The organism is Paenibacillus sp. WG02, assembly GCF_055396115.1.
In genome coordinates this window covers 2,156,077-2,176,437 of record NZ_AP036016.1, presented here as the reverse complement: position 1 = coordinate 2,176,437, position 20,361 = coordinate 2,156,077, and the positions used below count along the sequence as shown (strand labels likewise).

General features: G+C 44.2%; 13 protein-coding genes and 3 pseudogenes. 3 read left to right on the top strand and 13 right to left on the bottom strand.

The features are described from left to right. Nucleotides 1–54: 54 nt before the first annotated feature. Both ACBP55_RS10175 and ACBP55_RS10170 read right to left on the bottom strand, forming a co-directional pair. Complete coding sequence (locus ACBP55_RS10175; protein ID WP_464651236.1) at nucleotides 55–963, bottom strand: carbohydrate ABC transporter permease; 909 nt, start codon at nucleotides 961–963, stop codon at nucleotides 55–57. A 29-nt stretch (nucleotides 964–992) separates the two neighbouring features. After that, nucleotides 993–1,904 (bottom strand): ABC transporter permease, encoded by a 912-nt coding sequence (locus ACBP55_RS10170; protein ID WP_464651235.1) that lies wholly within the window; start codon nucleotides 1,902–1,904, stop codon nucleotides 993–995. Nucleotides 1,905–2,156: 252 nt separating this feature from the next. Between ACBP55_RS10170 and ACBP55_RS10165 the strand changes: the two genes are divergently transcribed. Next, nucleotides 2,157–4,406, top strand: a complete 2,250-nt coding sequence (locus ACBP55_RS10165) for a helix-turn-helix domain-containing protein (RefSeq protein ID WP_464651234.1) — start codon at nucleotides 2,157–2,159, stop codon at nucleotides 4,404–4,406. 8 nt (nucleotides 4,407–4,414) lie between these two features. Here the strand turns inward: ACBP55_RS10165 and ACBP55_RS10160 are convergent. The 3 genes and pseudogenes from ACBP55_RS10160 to ACBP55_RS10150 all read right to left on the bottom strand — a co-directional run. Then, a pseudogene (locus ACBP55_RS10160) lies at nucleotides 4,415–4,794 on the bottom strand (IS6 family transposase); the annotation flags it as partial. 499 nt (nucleotides 4,795–5,293) lie between these two features. Continuing rightward, a complete protein-coding gene (locus ACBP55_RS10155; RefSeq protein WP_464644311.1) occupies nucleotides 5,294–6,580 on the bottom strand; it encodes an IS110 family RNA-guided transposase in 1,287 nt (428 codons plus the stop codon). Between the two features lie 134 nt (nucleotides 6,581–6,714). Then, nucleotides 6,715–8,238 (bottom strand): glycoside hydrolase family 31 protein, encoded by a 1,524-nt coding sequence (locus ACBP55_RS10150; protein WP_464651232.1) that lies wholly within the window; start codon nucleotides 8,236–8,238, stop codon nucleotides 6,715–6,717. A gap of 114 nt (nucleotides 8,239–8,352) precedes the next feature. Here ACBP55_RS10150 and ACBP55_RS10145 point away from each other — a divergent pair, with 114 nt between their 5' ends. After that, nucleotides 8,353–9,222, top strand: coding sequence for a helix-turn-helix transcriptional regulator (locus ACBP55_RS10145; protein ID WP_464651231.1), 870 nt, complete (start codon nucleotides 8,353–8,355; stop codon nucleotides 9,220–9,222). A 531-nt stretch (nucleotides 9,223–9,753) separates the two neighbouring features. Here the strand turns inward: ACBP55_RS10145 and ACBP55_RS10140 are convergent. The 6 genes and pseudogenes from ACBP55_RS10140 to ACBP55_RS10115 form a co-directional block, all read right to left on the bottom strand. Then, nucleotides 9,754–11,037: pseudogene (locus ACBP55_RS10140) on the bottom strand (IS110 family RNA-guided transposase). A 188-nt stretch (nucleotides 11,038–11,225) separates the two neighbouring features. Then, nucleotides 11,226–11,651, bottom strand: coding sequence for a VOC family protein (locus tag ACBP55_RS10135; protein WP_464651229.1), 426 nt, complete (start codon nucleotides 11,649–11,651; stop codon nucleotides 11,226–11,228). Between the two features lie 250 nt (nucleotides 11,652–11,901). Further along, complete coding sequence (locus tag ACBP55_RS10130) at nucleotides 11,902–12,576, bottom strand: ABC transporter ATP-binding protein (RefSeq protein ID WP_464651228.1); 675 nt, start codon at nucleotides 12,574–12,576, stop codon at nucleotides 11,902–11,904. A 56-nt stretch (nucleotides 12,577–12,632) separates the two neighbouring features. Further along, entirely contained in the window at nucleotides 12,633–13,205 is a 573-nt protein-coding gene (gene sigK / locus ACBP55_RS10125) for an RNA polymerase sporulation sigma factor SigK (protein ID WP_464651226.1), read from the bottom strand. Nucleotides 13,206–13,758: 553 nt separating this feature from the next. Beyond that, complete coding sequence (locus tag ACBP55_RS10120) at nucleotides 13,759–16,044, bottom strand: glycoside hydrolase family 3 protein (RefSeq protein WP_464651225.1); 2,286 nt, start codon at nucleotides 16,042–16,044, stop codon at nucleotides 13,759–13,761. A 33-nt stretch (nucleotides 16,045–16,077) separates the two neighbouring features. Beyond that, a complete protein-coding gene (locus ACBP55_RS10115) occupies nucleotides 16,078–17,379 on the bottom strand; it encodes an MFS transporter (RefSeq protein WP_464651224.1) in 1,302 nt (433 codons plus the stop codon). Nucleotides 17,380–18,232: 853 nt separating this feature from the next. On the opposite strand from ACBP55_RS10115, the gene ACBP55_RS10110 reads away from it, so the two are divergent. Then, nucleotides 18,233–18,865 (top strand): helix-turn-helix domain-containing protein, encoded by a 633-nt coding sequence (locus tag ACBP55_RS10110; RefSeq protein WP_464653279.1) that lies wholly within the window; start codon nucleotides 18,233–18,235, stop codon nucleotides 18,863–18,865. Nucleotides 18,866–19,066: 201 nt separating this feature from the next. Here the strand turns inward: ACBP55_RS10110 and ACBP55_RS10105 are convergent. Continuing rightward, a pseudogene (locus ACBP55_RS10105) lies at nucleotides 19,067–19,726 on the bottom strand (IS6 family transposase). A gap of 81 nt (nucleotides 19,727–19,807) precedes the next feature. Continuing rightward, nucleotides 19,808–20,356: a hypothetical protein gene (locus tag ACBP55_RS10100; protein WP_464651223.1), complete on the bottom strand. Its 549-nt coding sequence runs from the start codon at nucleotides 20,354–20,356 to the stop codon at nucleotides 19,808–19,810. Nucleotides 20,357–20,361 lie beyond the last annotated feature (5 nt).

Here is a 20,361-nt window from a genome sequence, read left to right as displayed (position 1 = left end):
TCCTACTATTTTTTAATATCTATTTCTACCGGCATAAGCCGACAAAAACCATACTTATCCTTTTACAGCGCCGACTGTCAAGCCCTTCACAAAATATCTCTGGATAAAGGGATAGGCGAAAATAATCGGTCCGATCGTAATACAGACCATTGCAAGCTTGAGTCCATTAGATGGCGGCGATATCCCATAGGAAGCTGTTAGTTGCAAGGCATCAGCGGAACCGAGAAGCTGCCTGAGCAAAATTTGCAGCGGATACAAATCGGAATTATCGATGAACAGCAGACCAAGCCACCAGTCATTCCAATACTGCAAGGCGTAGAACAACCCAACGGTAACCATCACCGGTGTAACGATCGGTCTTACGATTTGGAAAAAAATGCGCCATTCGTTCGCCCCATCCACTGTGGCCGACTCATTAATCTCATAAGGAAGCGAACGGTAGAAAGATACAAAAATAAAAGCCAAAAACGGATTTACGACATATGGCAAAATGAGCGCCCAAATCGTATCTTTCAGATGAAGCCAATTCACAATCAATAAATAAAAACCGACCAAGCCAGTTCCAAAAACCATAGGAATATAAGTCATCATGGATAATAAATTGTTATATTTTATTTTGGGATGCGCCAGTACATAGGCGAAAGCTGCGGTTATCCATAGTGCAACAACTGTTCCAACGGCAGTTACAATCAGTGTAACTCCATAGCTTTTGAATACCTGATTGCCTGTAAATAAAAAACGGTAAGCTTCTACGCCGAAATGACTTGGCCAAAACTGGAAGCCATCCTGAATAAGCGAGCTCTCTGTAGCAAACGAATCGATGAAAACCATCCAAAAAGGCAGCAAGCAGGAAATCGCGAATATTGCTAGGAACGAGTAAATGATAACGTTTACTAAACGTTCCTGAAACGATATTTCGCTTCCAATTGTGTTTATTGAAGTAATCTTAATGTTTTTCTTCATTATTCTCACCCACTTTTTTATCATCCTGATTAAAATAATCTTGAATCTTTGTCAATTTTACGTACGATCGTGTTGAACACTAGAATGGTGATAAGTCCCATCATGGATTGATACAGAATAATCGCTGACGACATGCTGAAATCCCCTAATTGTCTCAAAGCCCTGTATGAATATGTGTCGATGACATCCGTAGTGGCAAAGAGCGCTCCATTATCTTGGATAATGCCGTAGATCATACCGAAATCGCCGTAGAAGATTCTCCCTATTCCAAGCAGTGTCAATACAATAATGGTAGGTCGCAATAAAGGAAGCGTGATTTTGGTAATTTGCTGTAAACGCGTTGCGCCATCCATTTTGGCGGCTTCGTAGTATTCCCCGGAAATACCTGTAATGGCTGCAAGCAAGATGATCGACAGGTAGCCTGCATTTTTCCAAGCCCGTGTCATTGTTAAAATAATCGGCCATATCCATGCGGTTTGATACCAATCTACCGGTTCAAATCCAAACTTGCTCAAAAGGTGGTTGACTATACCGTCCGTGTTGCTGAGCATCCCAAAAATCATTAATGAAACGACAAGCCAGGATATGAAATAGGGTAAAAACACGAATGACTGGAGCAACCGTTTATACAGCGCATGGCGAACTTCATTTAAAAATATGGCCAATAATGTTGCGATCCCAATCTCGGCTATCAAAAAGAAAGCATTTAGATATACCGTATTCCATGTGATTTTAATCCAATCCGGATTGCCGAAAAAAAATCGAAAGTTTTCGAATCCTACCCAAGGGCTGCCCCAGATTCCTTTGGTCAACTCGAATCTCTTGAATGCAAGCAAATGACCTGCTAGTGGTAAATAAGAAAATACAAAAAGGATGAGCAGCCCTGGTATGGCTAATGAGTATATGAAACGATGTTTGTAGAGTTCTCTTATGAAACTCAATTTGGTTTCCCCCTTAGTTGTTGTGTATCGCAAGAATAGCATGCCTTTTCCATTCGAGAGAAGTCCTGAATACACTTTAGGAGTAGTTAAAACGACAACATACAATAAATCTTATGAAAAGTGCTATGATATGAACAGTAAATCAGGACTTAACATCGAAACGAGGACTTGTTTGGCGGTTTTCTCACCTTATCTATTTCAATTGCTTTTGATATAATAAAAATACCCATCATGAATGTCAGGAGGAATACCATGCGGCTATTTGCTTTCCAACGTATTTATTTTCGAAATTTTATATTAATCATGGCCGTATTCATCATTGTGTTTCTACCGTTTATTTCTTTGATTTCGGCACAATTCTCACGTTACGCCATAGAAGAGGTTGATCTGAGCGCGCAAAACAAAGTGAATGATATACGCAACAATACCGAGTATATACTTGAAAAATTAAAGGGTTATGGCTTCAGTATGTATGAGGATCAGAATATTCAAAGCTGGTTTTTAGGAGATAAAAGTGACGAGCTTTTGGCAGCTGTCGCAATGAAAACGCAAAATAACTTCATGTATAATGAGCCATTTATCGCCCGAACCTACATCATTAATTCACTCTCACAATCTGTGATAGACTCCAAAATAGGGAAAACTTCATTTAAAGATTTTTCCGACCAGGAAATGCTTGAGAGAGTCATTTCAAAAAACGATATGTATTTATCGTATTTCAACCACATCGTAGACGATACGGATTATTTAGCAATGATTGTACCTTCATCTCCTAATAAAAAGGAATACGGATATCTAGTCCTACTAATTGATAAGACCAACGTTATGAATTACTTGTTTGGCTCCAATCGCCCTCTAGGCCAAGAAGTATGTATTTTCAATTCAGATGGCGGGCGAATCATGGGACACGGTTCTCTCGAGTTGGATCATTCCATTGATTCAGAATTCCGTTCGAATCCAAACAATAAAAGCGGTATTGTCATTCATGGTGACAGATTTTATATTAATCATGCAGTGTCGACCCTGTATAATTGGAACTTTTATTACGCTAATGATTACGGTTACATTACGCAGCACATCAGAGCATTTAAAGAGAAACTCCTGATATTTTCCTTTGTTTCGCTTGGCCTTATCGCGATTTTGTTTTTTTTAAGCTCCCGACGATCCTTGGGCTCCCTCTCGCAATTAGCAGATAAAATTAAAGAAAGATCTCAAACGGACTCAAGTAATAAAAGTTTTTTCACTAACCTGCTTGCCAGCAACGAAATAAAAGTGATTGACCGCGGTCTTGAAGCGATATTGACAAATGTAGAGCAATTGCATTCTTCCATTCGGGATCACCGGGAATTAATTCGTTCCGAGCATTTGAGCCAATGGTTATTTCAAGGAAATCTCAATCAAAAAAGCCGACATTTTATTTTACAGGAAACAAATTTATTGCAAACAGATTACCTTTATTTGTCCGTCATTCGTATTGACTCTTATCAAGCTTTTTGCGAGCAGTTCGACTTTAATTCGCGCAAGCTTTTGAAATACGCGATGCGAAACATCTCCGAAGAAGTCTTAAAAGGTCAAGGTATTGCTGCAGAAAGCCTTGACCTTGGCTCCGATCACCTTGTATTACTAATCGGTTCCGATGAACAAGAGCCCGTTGCCCTGCTGCCGCTACTGAACATTATCCAGGAGAATATCCTGTCAATTACCAGAACCGGCGTTTCCATGGCGATTAGTAACGTATACACGTATCAAGACGACTTGCGTATTATTTATCAACACATTTATGAATTGACAATGCTGAAATTCCTGAGCGGAGAAAATCATGTCTTTATGGAAAATGAATATGAGGATTTCGTGCAAACGCTTCCCGCTACTGCATTTTCTTCATATGAATTGATTCAATACATCCAGAATGGTCAAAGCAAACAAGCCATAACCAAGCTTCAACAGCAAATGAAAGCGTTCGCAGGCTCTTCTTACTCCGAGTGCAAGATCCAGATCATTCATCTCATCTATGAATTGACAAAATCTTTTAATAAATTGAATGCAGTTCAGGAATTTAAGGGAATTCATAAAGTTCTCGACAGGTTCAGCACGCTTGCCAATCTGCAATCATGGCTCGAGGACGTCATTCGTGCAATGATTTCTGAAATAATAGTACCCAAAGTAAAAAACCGTCAAGAAGAGGTTGTTCATGAGATTCATGAATATATCCGTACACATCTGCAGGATCCGCAGTTAAGCGTGGAACGGGTCGCCGAACATCTATCCTTTTCAATGAACTACTTGCGTCAAATTCACAAAGAAGTAACAAGTACGACGATCTCCGATTATATTTTGACCGAGAAAGTTTCACATGTAAAAAAACTGCTTACCTCTTCCGACCTGACAATGTCTGAAATCATGGACCATACGGGCTTCCTTACAAAAAGCCACTTTTTTGCCGCTTTCAAAAAAATTACCGGGTTGACACCAAAACAATATCGGGAAAGTCATCAGGAATAACCCGTTGTTTTAAAACCAAGCATCGGATTTGTAATTTTCTTTATGAATCGATGATCTTTCTCCACAATGTTGTTGAGATACTTTGTCTGTCTAATCAAGGTTTCCTTTGATAGGAATTCCTCATTTATTAATTCTTGTATTGCTGATGGATAAGCTGGATTTTTATCTAGAGTGATTACACGTGGGATTTGATTATGAGGAGAGGACAAAACCTTTGTAAAGAAGCGTCAGCTGCTTGCATATCCCTATTTTCAGATAACATAAAATCAATGGTTTTACCCCTAGAATCAACTGCCCGATATAAATACTTCCATTGACCTTTGACTTTGACGTAGGTTTCGTCTATCCGCCATGAGTCTTTTGTAGGTTTCAAAAAGTGGCGGATTCGTTACTATATAGATGTTTGTTTGTAATTATTTAAAAAAAGAAACAGCGGCGGACTCGGACTTGAAAAAACAAAGTCTTAGGCTGCCGCCACTGCTGTTTATTGAACTATCGTTATCCGTCCCTCGGTTTTAAGGGTTTATCTCACGTATGCTCACTCACTCGCAGGATTTCATCACCTTATAAATCAGTATTTTTCAGAAAGTAAGTTGATTAAAACCGTTGATTCATATTTTGGGCGTGCGGGAATAGAGGAACATATGGAACATTTCCCCAGATCCTACTCTACTGCACGCATGCTCCACAAAATCCTTGGAGGTTCACCCTCCCACGGCTCAACGGGTCTATGCCCTTACATTCCTTCGTTATACCTGACCAAGGTGTGGAGGCCGATAGCGTTTAGCGGATGGGTCTGTGCCCTTTTGGAAAACGAACTCGGTACTCCGTGCTTTCTTTTTGAAAACTCCTGCGAATGAGTCAATTTACGTTATATTTAAGAAGTTTTAGGCAGCTAGAGCGTAATTGGGAATTACTTTTCCAGGTAAAAATGACTCACCTCTTTGAACAATGCCAACGAGGATTCGTGCCAATTTTCCAAGTAGCTTAAAAAGAGACTGTTGTTTCTTCATTTGCTTGATCTGAACATTATTCTCATGCATCTGTCGAAAGACTGGATTCGTTCCTACGAGCGTGATCGTTGCCAGATACATATACTTGCGCAACGTTGCATCTCCCCGTTTCGAAAGCTTGATTTGTCCCTTGTGTTTTCCTGACATCCTTTCAGCTAAGTTTAGACCTGCTTTACGCAATAACTGACGTCCATGCGCATACTGTCTAAGGTCACCAGCACATGATAGTATGGCAGCTATGAAGATTGGACCCAGGCCTTTAATCGATCGAAGTTGAATGGCCATTGGAATCTCACTAAGCAGTGCTAGAATGTCCTTTTCAATCTTTTCTAGTATTTCAACAATACGTTCAAACTCCTCTAGTAACCGCCGTAAATCTTGCTTGGCTTCATGAAGAGCTGTCTTCTCTCCTACACTCTGCTTGGCTTGCGAAATTAGCAACGCAGCTTTCTGAGTCCCCGTAGAACCACCCGCTCGTTTCATATGCTTTCTCCAACTTGTAATCACCTCAGATACCGTCAGAGACTGTAGATCTAGCGGGGAGGGTAAATCTTTAAGCGTAGCTAAGGAACGTTTGGAGGTCCAGTCTTTAAACACCGAGGTATACTCGGGGAACCGAATATCTAACCAACGGATGATCCGGTTCTGCATTCTTACACTATTCGTCACCCAAAATTCCCGGTCACTCATAATGGTACGTAACCGTTGAAAGACAGTAGACTGTCGCGTGTATTCATAGTAATAGCCTCGGCAAACGACATCTGCAATGACAAGTGCATCTTTAGGATCACTCTTGGAAGGACAATTATCTCGGTTTTCCTTGTTTCGTTTGGTGGTAGCAGGATTCACCATGACAACGTTTATCCCCTTGTCGGAAAGCCAATTAGCCAGGTTAAACCAGTAATGTCCGGTCGGTTCCATACCGATGATTAGGGTCTTCAACTGGTGCTTCTGTTGTAATTCAGCCATCCAACGTTGTAATCTTTCGAATCCTTCTAAGTCGTTTGTAAATGGTAAATGCCGCTTAGCAAGAACGATACCTCGAAAATTAGTAGCCTGTGCGACATGAATTTCCTTCGCCATGTCGATACCTACTACAAGATGAGAGGTGGAAATTCGTTCAATACGTTGATTTTGTCCATCGTTTTGTTTAAACTTCATAGTAAGAGCGCCTCCTTGATGGTATTGGGTTTCGAACCCGTGCACAAACCCATCATACCGAGGCGCTCCTTTTTTGACAAAGTCCAAATCTTAGTCATTACAGGAATGTTTAGTTTAGTATGAATGCCGATGATTTAACGCTTCCTGTACCAAGGAAGTCTACCAAGTGGTACATCAATTTGCAGGTTCTTTGGTCCCTCCACGAAAGTACCGTCATCTCCTATCCAAATACCGGATGGGAACGTCACATTTCGGGTCCTCATGCCCTTCACTACAACGGGTGCAACAAGTAGAGAGCTCCCCAGCATGAATTGATCTTGGATGGTCTCCATGCCTTCTTCGGGAAATTCATAAGCCATGTGACGCAGAATCGGCTCTCCAGTGATGGCTGAGTGCTTTGCAAGGTCCAGAATCTCAGAGCCGAACTGCGCATGGAGTTGGGCTGCCTCTACGCAGTATCGCAAGTGCTTGTCATCCAGAACCCGCCAAGGTGCCGCAGAGAACTGCATCATAGGGAACAAGGCAGAGCACTGAGCATAACGGACAAATAATTCTGGATCCAATTTATCTGCCGTGAAACTCATATATTGGCCCCCGCCGATCATGTCGGGGCATGTATATGCATAGCCAAGCAGCCCTTGTGCTAATCCGTCAGGAATTAATGCATCTAACCCATTACCTTGCCATTCATGGTTCTTATCCATTAGTCTTTGAACAAGGGGTTGTCCTGCAAGCTTCCAACATGCACGATATTCATTGAGTCGATATTTCAGTCCTACCTTGGCCCACGCCTCACAATGTCCAGTACGAGTTGTTGGCACATAACTCAAATCATCAGACTCATAATATTCTACATCGCCAGCATCAAACTTAAAGCCGTCAATCCCATACTCGTTTTGCAGGAAATCGAGCTGTTCGTGAATCCACTTGATGGCTTGGGGGTTGGTGCAATCAAGAAGAGCACTATAACCGTTCCACCATTTTCGAATGGCTGTTTTGCCATCTCGTTCCTTTAAGAGAACCCCCATTGGTTCTAGCCTGCGGAAGGTGAGAGTGTCTGGACTAATAAAGGGACATACCCAGAGCATCACCTTAAAGCCCATAGCATGCAGCTCTTGAACCATACTCTTTGGATCTGGAAACCGTCCCGAATGGAATTTCCAAGTTCCGTATGGCTCGTGCCAATTGTCATCAATCATGATAACGCCCGGAGGCATCCCATGAGCTAGCACATTCTTTGCATATTGTAAAACCTTCTCTTGTGTGGGTTCATATAGAAGCTCAATCCAAAGATTGTATTGAGGAGCAGTGAACAGCAGTTCTTCTGGAATGGAAGATACAGGTGGGAAAAAGGTGCGGGATACATAACGGTATACTCCCTGTAATGTTTCATAACCATCACCTGAGAACAGTTCTTCTGTATTCCCCTTAATCTTAAGACAACCTTCCTCAAATCGAAAGGCGAAGGGCTCTTCGCTCCAGATGAATCTGCCCTTGTTGGATATCAGTAATGGACAGGCTTGATTTCCATTGAGGTTAGAAGCTAAGTCTACACTGAATAAGGTCGTACTAAAGGGCATACTTCGTCCATCTGCTGCTCGGCCACCCCACCAGTATTCGTCAGGCAGCAAATCGATCACTAGTTCATGAATTGTCATATAAGATCACTCCTTTATCTACAATGATCTTACAGTTAGGCGTTTATGAAGACAATCTTAAAATTGTGATGTATAATATAACAAAATTGACTTTATGGCAAAGGAGGGGATCTAATGCTCGAGCCTACTTCTTATGCATTTCGAAACGATGATAAATCGATCTTGACCCTTGACTCCATAGGTTGGCAAAAGATTCATCGTCCTGAGTATAGCTTTGTAGGTGATGAACGCCCGGACTGCGGACATGTTATTTTTCAATATACACTTAGCGGTCAAGGATATATTGAATATGAACAACAGTGTATTCCCTTACCTAAAGGCTCGGGGTTTCTTGTCAAAGTTCCAAGCAGGCACCGATACTATTACATGGATCACCAAGAACCATGGGAGGTCATCTGGCTGAATATACGCGGGGAAGAAGCAAACCGCATCTGGGATCTCGTGGTGGAGCAAGAAGGACCTATCATTCGACGAGATGTAGCCTCTCCCTTGATTCTCAGTTTCTGGAGGCTCCTGCGAATGATTGCCGACGAGAAGGTTACAGACCAATACCTGTTGTCCGTCCAAGTATATGAGTGGATGCTTACTTTGGTCCAAACGAGCAGGGAACTCAGCAAGGACATCAGTGCCATTTCAAGTACGATGATTAAAAAGGCCAAGAGATTCATGAAGGAACATTATGCTTTGCCGTTAACACTGGACACGCTTTCCGAGCATTGTGGGATCAACAAGTATCATTTCTGTAGGTTGTTCCAGAAGTCTGAGCAAACCTCGCCGCTTGCATACCTGAGAGACCGACGGGTAGAGGCAGCTATTACTATGCTCAGAACCACAGAGTTACCTATCCATGAGGTCGGGCAACGTTGTGGCTTCGAAAGTCCAAGCTACTTCGGAAAAGTATTTCGCGAGTATATGTCCATGACCCCGAAGGATTATCGAATGAAGAGGCTGGAATTCCCTTATCATGCCATTTATTTTGAGTAAAGAGCAATTCTCGAAAACAGCGGTAGCCCAGGAGTTAACTTTAATCCTCGGCTACCGCTGTTTCTATATATGTCCTTAGACTAATTCTTGCACTCATACAATTGCTTCATCAGTTCGACACCCCTTTGTTGGATTTTTGTGTTAAACTGCCCGTCCCTCGGTTTTAAGGGTTTATCTCACATATACTCACTCATTCGCAGGATTTTGACACCTTGGCTTGCAGATATTGTTCAGGAGAGCTCTCATCAGACGTAGCTATCCCAATTTTGGGCATGCGGGAACAGAAGAAGTGTTGGAACATTTCTCCAAAGGTTATTCTTCTGCACGTAACACTCCACACTTACCTTGGGGTTCACCATCCCATGACTCTACGGGTCTTTGCCCTAACATTCCTTCGTTACACCTGACCAAGGCGTGGAGACCGATAACGTTTAGCTGACGGGTCTGAGCCCTTATCGGGCAGTAACTCGGTCCTCCGTGCTTTCTTTTTTCAATCCTGCGAATGAGTCAATACACAGTTCTTTATCAGTCTTAAGCAGCTTGATTAAAAGGAGGAACCACTCTTTCTGGAGAGAAGTCCTCTCCTCGCCCAACTATACCAACGATGATCCGAGCCAGTTTTCCAAGCACTTTGAACAGAGACTGTTGCTTCTTCATTTGCTTAATTTGAACATTATACTCGTGCAGTTGTCGGAACACAGGGTTATTTCCAATGAGCTGCAGCGTTGCCAAGTACAGATATTTACGTAGCGTAGCGTCGCCCCTCTTGGAAAGTACGATCTGACCCTTCCGTTTTCCGGACGTGCTTTCAGCTAGGTTTAATCCTGCTTTACGTAACAACTGGCGTCCGTGGGCATACTGTCTGAGATCACCTGTGCCTGATAGAATTGCTGCAATACAGATAAAGCCCAGGCCGATCGAACGTAATTGTTTGGCCATTGGAATACCGTTAAGCAATTTTTCAATATCCTTTTCAATTGTATCTAGTACTCCTACAATCCGTTCAAACTCTTCTAATAACCGCTTGAAGTCCTGTTTCGCTTCAAGAAGAGCGGTAGTGTCACCTATACTTTGTTTAGCTGTAGCAATTAGCTGAGCAGCTTTTTGCGTGCCGGTAGAGCCAGCGGCACGCTTCATATGCTTCCTCCAGGCTGTAATCACTTCGGATACGGAAAGCAAATCTATTTCTTGCGGAGAAGGAAATTCCTTAAGAGTGGCCAACGATCGCTTGCTTGTCCAGTCTTTAAAGACGGAGAAATACTCTGGGAAACGTATGTCTAACCAGCGAATAATCCGGTTCTGCTACCTCACACTATTCGTTACCCAAAATTCCCGATCACTCATAATCGTTTGCAACCTTTGAAAGACAACAGCGTGCCGAGCGAAATCATAGTAGAAACCTCGACTAACCACATCAGCAATGACAAGTGCATCCTTCGGATCACTCTTGGAGGGGGAATTATCGCGGTTTTCCTTGTTTCGTTTGGTGGTAGCTGGATTCACCATGACAACATCTTTGCCCTTGTCAGCAAGCCAATTAGCAAGGTTATATCCATAGTGTCCCGTTGGTTCCATACCGATTATGACGTTTTTTAAATGATGCTTCTGCCCAATCTCATGGATCCATCGCTCTAATTTCATATAACCTTCAATTGTATTTGAGAAAGAAAGATGCCTCTTAGTAAGTATGATTCCTCGAAAATTTGTTGCTTGTGCGACATGTGTTTCTTTCGCTATATCGATTCCCACAATGAGGTGAGTCGTGGAAATTCGTTCGATCCGTTGATTTTGACCGTCAGATTGCTTAAACTTCATAATAAGAGCGCCTCCTTGATGGTGTTGGGTTTCAAACCCGTGGACAACCCCATCATACCGAGGCGCTCCTTTTTTGACAAAGACCATTTCTTAGGTCCTACAAGAAGGTTTAATAAACAAAAGAGGTGCCCTGCCACGAAGCAATCACCTCAATTATCGTTTCTCGTTATTGGAACAATTAATGGTTATTAGTTACTTTTTCGTTTGGAGATTGGATGATCTTCTTTCAGCTCTAACAAATCCCATAGGTTACCATATAAATCTTTAAATACTGCAACAATTCCATACGATTGCTCTTTTGGTTCTCTCACAAATTCAATTTCTCTTGAGACCATTTCATTATAATCTCTCCAAAAATCATCAGTGTTTAAAAACAGAAAAACTCTACCACCTGTCTGGTTACCTATAAATGCCTCTTGTTCAGGTTTAGATGCTCTTGCAAGTAATATGGTGGTGCCGACTGAACCTGGTGGAGATATTACCACCCACCGTTTATCTTGTTCTGGCTGATAAGTATCTTCAACTAATGTGAAATTTAGCTTCTTAGTATAAAACTCAATTGCTTCATCATAATCAAATACGACTAGAGCGATATGTACTATTGATTGAACCATTTATTAAACCCCTCCAGATTTTAGGATTTCTTATTCACTTATGCACTTCCTAAAGCTTCAATTAGATGGCTGTTTTTATTTTTATTGTAGTATAATTTTGCAATCCTCTGCAAACGTCCGTCTCCATGTAATCCTGCCCGTTAGCTGAATGCCGAGGGTCCCATTTTCATTGAATAATACAAACGATTACTTGAAGATAAAAATAAAACCGGATCCCCATAGTTTCCCAAGGAGCCCGGTCTTATAAATACTAAACGTCTTTATACAAACTACCATCCCGAAAACGAATAATCCGCTTCGCTTGCTGCGCAATCAAATTGTCATGCGTAATCAAAATAATCGTCCGACCTTGTGCATTTAATTTCTTCAAAAGCTCTAAAATCTCATTTCCCGTCTTCGAATCCAACGCTCCCGTAGGCTCATCCGCCAAAATTATTGCTGGATCTCCTGCCAACGTTCGCGCAATAGCAACACGCTGCTGCTGTCCACCAGATAACTCAGAGGGAAAATGCTTCTTACGATCCAGTAAATCCACCGATTCTAATGCTTGCAAAACGTATGGTTCTCTTTCCTTTTTCGTCATTCCCCGATAAATTAAAGGTAATTCCACGTTTTCATAAGCACTTAATCTCGGCAGCAAGTTGAAACTTTGAAAAACGAAGCCAATCTTCTGATTGCGAATCTCAGCAAACTGAGAATCCTTAAGTAAGTTAATTGCTTGACCATCAAGGTCATAAACACCTTTATCTGCAACATCCAAACAACCGATGATGTTCATGAGCGTGGATTTGCCAGAACCCGATGGGCCCATTATGGCCACGAACTCGCCATGATCAATATCTAACGAAATGTCATCTAACGCTTTAATGGTTTCCTTGCCCATCGTATAATATTTACTGGCATTTTCGATATGAATTAAAGTCATGATCTTCACCTCCATTACTTGTACATGGTCCAAATAAATGAGGTATCCAACTATTCTTACCGCTTCGCCTTATAAAACTCATGATACAACTTCATGAGCGCCCGCTTCTCAATCCGCGACACATAAGACCTGCTGATACCCAACTCCTTCGCAATCTCCCGCTGCGTCCGCTCTTCCCCGCCAAGCTCCAGCCCAAACCGGCCAACGACGACTTCCTTCTCGCGATCGTCCAAGATTTCTAAGTTCCGATAGATTTTACTCTTCTCTATCTTGAGCTGTACCTTATCCACGACATCGTCCGCTTCCGTCCCTAGGATGTCAATCAACGTAATTTCGTTCCCCTCTTTGTCCGTTCCGATGGGATCATGCAACGACACATCTTTCCGCGTTTTCTTCAATGAACGCAGATGCATCAAGATCTCGTTCTCAATACAGCGAGCGGCGAACGTCGCGAGCTTGGTCCCTTTGTTCGGCGAAAACGACTCAATGGCTTTGATCAGTCCGATCGTACCGATCGAGATCAAATCCTCGAGATCTTCCCCTGTATTGTCGAATTTTTTGAGGTTGTGAACACGAAGCAACGTAAAAATCCCCTTGCATGTTCCAAAAGTGGAACAAAGCCGCCACACGGCGGCTCTTTCCAGGTCGAACTATTGTCTTCCGACTCTTACGCAAGGGCGGAATTCCCGTAATCGGTTTCGAAACATTTCTATAAACACGAAGTAGTCTGGAACACTACTGAAATTTATCGTCTCAGCTGGGTTTATCTCTCTTTTGATCATAACGTTGTGGACAAAGCTGGGAGAATGTCTCATTATTCCAATGGTTATGATCTCCTCTAAGGAGCGGCACCAAACTACGGCTGTCAAGTTTAGAAGGAACAGGTATGCCTGATCGTTCACATTAACTGGTCACACAGGTTCACATTTTCGGTTACGATTTTACCTTCATCAAACCCTTTTTGCCAACGAATAATGAGAGGAACTCTAGCGTTTGCTTCGAATAGCTTTTGTTTCTCCCTAACGACATGTTCGTCCGCCTTCCATGATCATCTTATCCATCTAATATAGTGGAAATCACCTCGAACAACATGGCAACGACTTCTGAACCTTGTTATAGATGCTTGGTTCAATTAATTAATCAGTAAATCAAGGTGTTGCCTCTATCATAAGATCGTAGCTATTAGCAACGTACTTTCAGGTATTTCGCCGTGCGGGCATCTTCGATGACGCCGTGCCAGTTCAATCCAAAGCCGAAATCATACACATGGCCTTCTGTATCGACATGACAATCCATATCGTGCGGAACGTCTTCGTATTGTTCCTCAACCGTCTTCATGTTCGCCGGCATCTGGAACGGCAGCAACCCGGAAGGTTCGAAAGAGCCTGTCAGGACTTCCATTATTGCCCGAAGATTCACGCCAAAGTTCGTGATGATCGCATCGGCCGCCGCTTCGAATTCCTCAACGATGGTCGGATTCGACTGCAACATGGACACGATGACCGGTTTGCCTTTCATTTTTTCCTTCGTTTCGAGAATGGCGTCCAAATCGTGCGAATTGCGTGTCGTGACCGTTTTACCTTTATACGTACGATTCAGCATGTCGCATTCCCTCGGATCGCCAGTTATGCTGCGTTCGCGGGCAAACTCGGCTATATACGGACGGTATTGAAGGCTGATCGGCAGATAGCCATTCCCCCCTTGGTCTGCATCATCGTAGCTGAAACCAATGCCCGAGTTCGGATGTTCGATGAACACGAGTCCGAAGTCGGCCTCTTCCGGCATGTCGGTCACGTCAAAGTAGCCGGCTACGATGCTCAGATCGACTGGGTACTCCAGCTTCTCCGGCGTAGGCATGCCAACCCAGCTTTTCCCGGCAGGTAAATACCGCTTTGGAACGTATACTTTCTTGCGCTCCTTAATCGGAAGGATCTGTCCCTTGTTTTTCAGGAGAACGATCGATTTCAATTGCGCTTCATAGCCTGCATCCACAAATTCGGCGCAGCCAACGATCTTTTGACTTTCCTCACGTTGCAGGTAGGGGTTCTCGAAAAGGCCTGGACGGAAAATGTTCAGGAGCAGCCGCACCGCCGATTTCTCGAAACGAGCTCTAATAAACGCCTCCCCGTGCTCTTCTACGCCCATTTGATAAGCCTCCAGCACCGGACCCGCATCGTTGTTGCCGCCGAATTGGTCGACGCCTGCCATGATCAGCTTATAATGCCGTTCCGCTACAGAAAGATGCTCGACACCCCATGACTTGCCGCTAAACACGGTATCTTTTCGGTCGCTTTCATCTCCCGTAATACTCCAATCGGTGCACACAACCCCATCGTAACCGTATTGTTCCCGGAGCAAATCGGTAATTAAATAACGGTTGAATGAGTTGCCAACGTTTTCTCCGTTTTTCTTGTCCTGGTTGTGCGAGATCGTGTAATACGGCATCACGGCCGATGCGCGGCCCGTCTTGCCTTCCAGCTGGAAGGCGCCTTCGACGAACGGTTTCAAATGCTCCTCGAAGTTGTTGCCCGGATATACGGCATACTTGCCGCAGCCGAAATGCGCATCTCTTCCGCCTTCACCCGAGCCTCCGCCCGGCCAATGTTTCACCATCGCATTCACGCTATCGAAACCCCAGCCGTCTGCCAGTTCGCGTTCGTCCTCGGACGTCTGGAATCCGTCTATATAAGCCCGAGCCATGTCGGCGGACAATTGTGGGTCCTCCCCGAACGTGCCGTTAAAGCGGTGCCAGCGCGGATCGGTCGCGATATCGATTTGTGGAGATAACGCGGTCGTCATGCCGAGAGCGCGATATTCTTTCGATGCGATCTCTCCGAATTTACGGGTGACCTCCGGATCGAAAGTAGCCGCTAATCCGAGCGTTTCCGGCCAGAATGACACACGGGAAGCCGAACCCGAACCGGCGTTGAACTCGGAACTCGCGTCGAAGCCGTGACGCGGGTCGGAGCTGTTGTTCACCGGGATACCGAAGCCGTTCCCCTCCGCTGCGGCCTGCAGCCGGTTGTTCCAGCGCGCCGCCGTTTCTGCGTTGTCAACCACCATGATCAGCACATGACGAAGGTGGGCCTGGAACAGGAATGAAATCTGCTCATCCGTCAAGTCCCAGGGCTTGGCGCCGCTCGCTTCATAAGGCTTGCCGGCGTACGTTCCCCCGAACCAGCCGTCGCTTCTTGCCGGAATTAACTGGTGTGAGCTGTACAGCATTAAGCCTGCGATTTCTTCGACGGAGAGTCTGGAAGCCAAATCCTTGGCACGCTCCTCAGCTGGTAGCCTCCAGTCTTCGTATGGCTTCAAGACGCCGTCCTTGCTTAAGTTTTTGAAATACAAGCCGTCTTTCTCGATGATCCGAACCTCTGACGCAGCCGAATAACCCAGCGTCGGTCCTTTATTATTGCGGACATATTGAATGGTCGGCTCGTAGTGTAAAGCTGTTTCATGATTTGACATGGATAAAACCTTCCTTTCCATTTGTAAATTGATTTATAACCCTTTCGACTTTGGATCGGCATGCACATGCTGCTTATCCGGTCCCAAAGGCTCTCCGATTTCGGGCAGTGGCTTGGTCGCCAGGAAGCTGGCAAGGAGACAACCTGCGAGCGCGATGTAGAAGAACGGCCATCCGCCTATCGTAAGCAGAAGCGGGGCAATCGCTGGCACAATCGATTGCGGAAGCGCATTCGCGACATTCATCAGTCCGAAGTCTTTCGCGGAGTCTTCTTTACGCGGCAATATGCGGGCTACTAGCGCCGTATCCACCGCTGTGAAGCAGCCGAAGCCAAGGCCGATGATGAAGGTAGCGATGATGAACGCCGAGTAATCCTCCATGAACGCGAATATTAAGGTACCGATCAGCATGATAAAGGCAGAGCCATAAAGGAAGGGCTTTTGCTTCTTGGCCTTGTCGGATAGCGTACCTCCGATCACGCTCGTCAAAGCCATTGCAGCGAGTGAAATCATTTGGAGCGTTGCAACGCCCGACGTCGCCTCGGCTTCGGTATAGCCCATGCGGTTCATTAACATGACCGATAAATAGACACCGCTGCTAAACCCCATCATCAGCAAAAATTTAGACACGAATGCCCATGTGAATTCCGGATACCTTCTCGGACTGGGATAGATGGTGCCGAGCTTCTTGCTAAACGGAATGTGGGCTGACTTCACGCTTACGACCGTATTTTTCCCATCCTTAATGAGGAACGAACTGATGATCGGCCCGATGATGCCGATGATCGACAACAGAACCCATTTGTTAAGCGATGCGGTGTCTGTCATGAATGTCATCAGCGCCATGCCGAGTACAACCGCAATCGGTGTGACCAGTCCAAGAAACCCTGAGACGGTACCTTGCTTCTCTACCGGCACTTGGTCGGGAATGAGCGCGGTATAGGCTGCCATGCCGAAGTTAAAGAAAAACTGCGCGATCGCCCATGCGATGGTCACCTGCCAAAGCTCAGTCGCTATGCCGATCCACAACAGACACACGCATCCTACGAGCGGACCGGCGATGATCCAAGTGCGTCTTCGGCCAAAGGCGACATTCGTCCGGTCGCTGATCGCTCCCCCGATCGGATTGCCGATCATCGCAAAAAATGCGCCAATTCCAGCCACTAAACCAAAGGTGGACGTGTAGTCATTTGGACTGATTTCGATCATTTTGAAGGTCAATAGCAGCATTGCCGGCGTGATGAGCGCAATCATCATGCACGCGTATCCAAATATAATGCCGAGAGTCAATCTTTTGAACGGTGTTACTATGGTTCCGGAGTCTATTGTACCGTACATGTTATGGCCTCCTAGTAGATAATTAAACGTTTTCATTTCTGTCAATATCTGATTGATGAAGAGCCTCCTTAGAAAGATTACCGAGATCAATACGAGGATTGGCAGGAATATCCCGATCATACATTCGCTGCTTCCTCAAACTTATTATAGAGCATGCTGCGAAGTTTTTGTGGTACAATTAAAGCAAAACTAGTATAAATTTAATGTGTAAAATGATTAGAGAAATGAGAGGAAAGAGGCGAGGCATTTCATGGAACGAACTATCGGAGATGACGAATTGTGGTTATGTAGGATGCTTCAAGACAACCTGCAGCTTCCTGTCCGTCTACTGAAAACCGATCGGGCAATCGACGTGGTATTCGAATCAGTGCATGGCGCAACGGCGCATCCGCTCGATCCGAACAGCGATACGGTACTTGCAGGCATCTTCGCAGACGATTCTCCGTGTGATATCCCTTGCTACAGCACATGGAACGGATTCGATCAATATGTATGGCTTCGCTTCGGCGAAACGTCCGGGCGAACGGGGGCAATCGTGATCGGACCGGCTGCAAGCTCGACGGTGACGGTCGAGATGCTCGAAGGCTTCCTATACGACTACCATCTATCGGGAGTCCACCTCGATGCTTTGCGGGAATACTACCAGAAATTTCCTGTACGCTATCAAAAATCGATGCTGCACGCAGGAACGCTGCTGTACTATTTGATCTATCGCCGACCGCTCGATCTAACAGAAGTTATCGACCGCAGCCTTCCGTTCTGCAAGCCTCACGCATTGAACGACGAGTTGGAACGGAGTCTGACGGATAGACGGTTAAACTTGAACTTCCATCAACATCTGAACGGAACCAAGATGCTGCTGCAATACGTTAAGGAAGGACGCAAAGAAAAATTAGTCCGATATTGCGAACTTTTCCCGTGGGGAAATATAGGCATCTTGTCCCGTAAAAGCCAGCTCCGCAACGATAAAAATTTGGCCATCTGTCTCGTTACGCATACTATGCAGGCCGCGATCGACGGTGGCTTATATCCAGAGATAGCCTATATCGCCAGCGATCTCTGGATTCAGCATATCGAGGATCTTCATGACGTGGACGAGGTCGCCAAAGCCATCCAAGAGGTGCCGTTAGATTTTGCGGAACGCGTCAGCCGCCAGCGCCTTTCCCGCTGTTCCAAGCCGATCGCCATCTGCCAGAACTATATTTTTAACCAAATCTATGAGCCAATCAAGCTGACCGAACTTGCAGAAGCGGCCGGCGTTCATCCGGCGTACTTGTCGAAACTCTTCAAGCAAGAAACAGGCATGACCGTCTCCGAATATATCCAGCGGCAGAAAGTTGATGAAGCTAAGAAGCTGTTAACTTTCTCCGACGCATCACCGCTTCGTGCCGCCAACCTGCTTAGTTTCCACGATCAGAGCCATTTCACGAAAGTATTCAAGAAATATGCCGGCGTGACGCCGAAGCAATATAAGGATCGTGTCTGATTGATTTTAATTTCACGGTGTTTCAAGTATTCGCAGACCTTCGTCATTCGCGGTGTTCTTGCATAGGAAAGCAAATCAAGGCGTACCATCGGAACCTATGGATCTCTTTGAATTGGCGCATAAATAAATTGAGGTGCCTGAAAGGAGGTTCTGGTGCAAGGATTAAAAAAGTTCACAGTTACCCGACAAACTATACTTTGTCTATGCCACTAAACCAAATATCTTATTAAGCCATTCAACAGTAGAGAGGACAGACGAATTATCATCGGCCTGCCCTTTCCTTATCATATGCAAGGCCTTAATTCCCTTTAACCCGCTGTAATAAGCGATTTGAACCCAAGCATTGGTTTTGTGATTTTCTTTATGAACCGATGATCTTGCTCCACAATGTTGTTTAGATACTTTATCTGTCTAATCAAGGTTTCTTTTGGTAAGGATTTCTCATTTATTAATTCTTGTATGGCTGGTGGATATGCTGAATTTTTATCCAAGGTGATTACACGTGGGATTTAAGTATGTGGAGAGGTCAAAGCTTTTGTAAAGAAGCGCTTAGCTGCAGGCATATCCCGATTTTCAGATAACATGAAATCAATGGTTTTCCCCAGTCCTCCACGAGTCGTTTGTAGGTTTCAAAAAGGTCCGGATTCGTTTGTCGATTTCTGGTCCAAATTCATGGACCCATCTCATGATCATCGTATGAGATATCCTTAATCCTCGATCACTCGTCATTTCAACTATATCTCGATAGCTTAAACTATATTTCAAATACCATCTCACCGTTAGTAAAATGATTGCCGATTCATATTGCTTCCATTTAAATAAATCCAATTTCGCTTCCAAAAGTAAGTTGCTCCATCCCATGACTTCATTTCAATGATGTTATCATGAATTAGAGCTTTGCACTAGAACCTGATCTCTTGAGGTTTGAGACACTTAATTCCTTCATTCTTTCATTTCTGAGCCAATGATTTTTCCTGTTTTGTCCGTGTATAATTTCGTTATCTTACCATTTTTGTTCTGCCCAATCACCCCGAAAAACAAAGCATTCGGATCTCTAAAAACAGTGAAATGATATCCTTCTGACCATCCCTCTCCTGATTCAACACCATTAATTATCGCAATTTTCACCATTTCTGTTGAATCAAGTATGAGTTCATTTTGTAGAATAGTTTTAAACTCTGGGATGTTTTCATTTGCTGTTTGTTTAATCGCAACTTTTCCTTTTTTTATGTTAATGATAAGCGTTTGATTTCGTAGACGGTTTGCAAAAAGCAAATTCCAAACTTCTCTTGTTCCATCGTTTCCAAAGGTAGAAGGAGGAGTTATTCCAGTGTCTCCCACACTCGTTATCAAGGTTAGATTTGCATTAGCATCCCACTTTTTAGCTTCTTCAAGACCGATATTGTAAGCCTCTAATAAAGTGATCCCTAGGCTTCTGGATGCCTTTATTTCTATTACTGTAAAGCAGCCTAACAATATTAAGATAATCAAAATGC

What these genes read in the sequence shown, in the direction of transcription:
- ACBP55_RS10165 (WP_464651234.1), top strand. Translation starts at nt 2,157, where the DNA reads ATGCGGCTATTTGCTTTCCAACGTATTTATTTTCGAAATTTTATATTA.
- ACBP55_RS10150 (WP_464651232.1), bottom strand. Translation starts at nt 8,238, where the DNA reads ATGACAATTCATGAACTAGTGATCGATTTGCTGCCTGACGAATACTGG.
- ACBP55_RS10145 (WP_464651231.1), top strand. Translation starts at nt 8,353, where the DNA reads ATGCTCGAGCCTACTTCTTATGCATTTCGAAACGATGATAAATCGATC.
- ACBP55_RS10130 (WP_464651228.1), bottom strand. Translation starts at nt 12,576, where the DNA reads ATGACTTTAATTCATATCGAAAATGCCAGTAAATATTATACGATGGGC.
- ACBP55_RS10155 (WP_464644311.1), bottom strand. Translation starts at nt 6,580, where the DNA reads ATGAAGTTTAAACAAAACGATGGACAAAATCAACGTATTGAACGAATT.
- ACBP55_RS10110 (WP_464653279.1), top strand. Translation starts at nt 18,233, where the DNA reads ATGCTGCTGCAATACGTTAAGGAAGGACGCAAAGAAAAATTAGTCCGA.
- ACBP55_RS10115 (WP_464651224.1), bottom strand. Translation starts at nt 17,379, where the DNA reads ATGTACGGTACAATAGACTCCGGAACCATAGTAACACCGTTCAAAAGA.
- ACBP55_RS10175 (WP_464651236.1), bottom strand. Translation starts at nt 963, where the DNA reads ATGAAGAAAAACATTAAGATTACTTCAATAAACACAATTGGAAGCGAA.
- ACBP55_RS10135 (WP_464651229.1), bottom strand. Translation starts at nt 11,651, where the DNA reads ATGGTTCAATCAATAGTACATATCGCTCTAGTCGTATTTGATTATGAT.
- ACBP55_RS10120 (WP_464651225.1), bottom strand. Translation starts at nt 16,044, where the DNA reads ATGTCAAATCATGAAACAGCTTTACACTACGAGCCGACCATTCAATAT.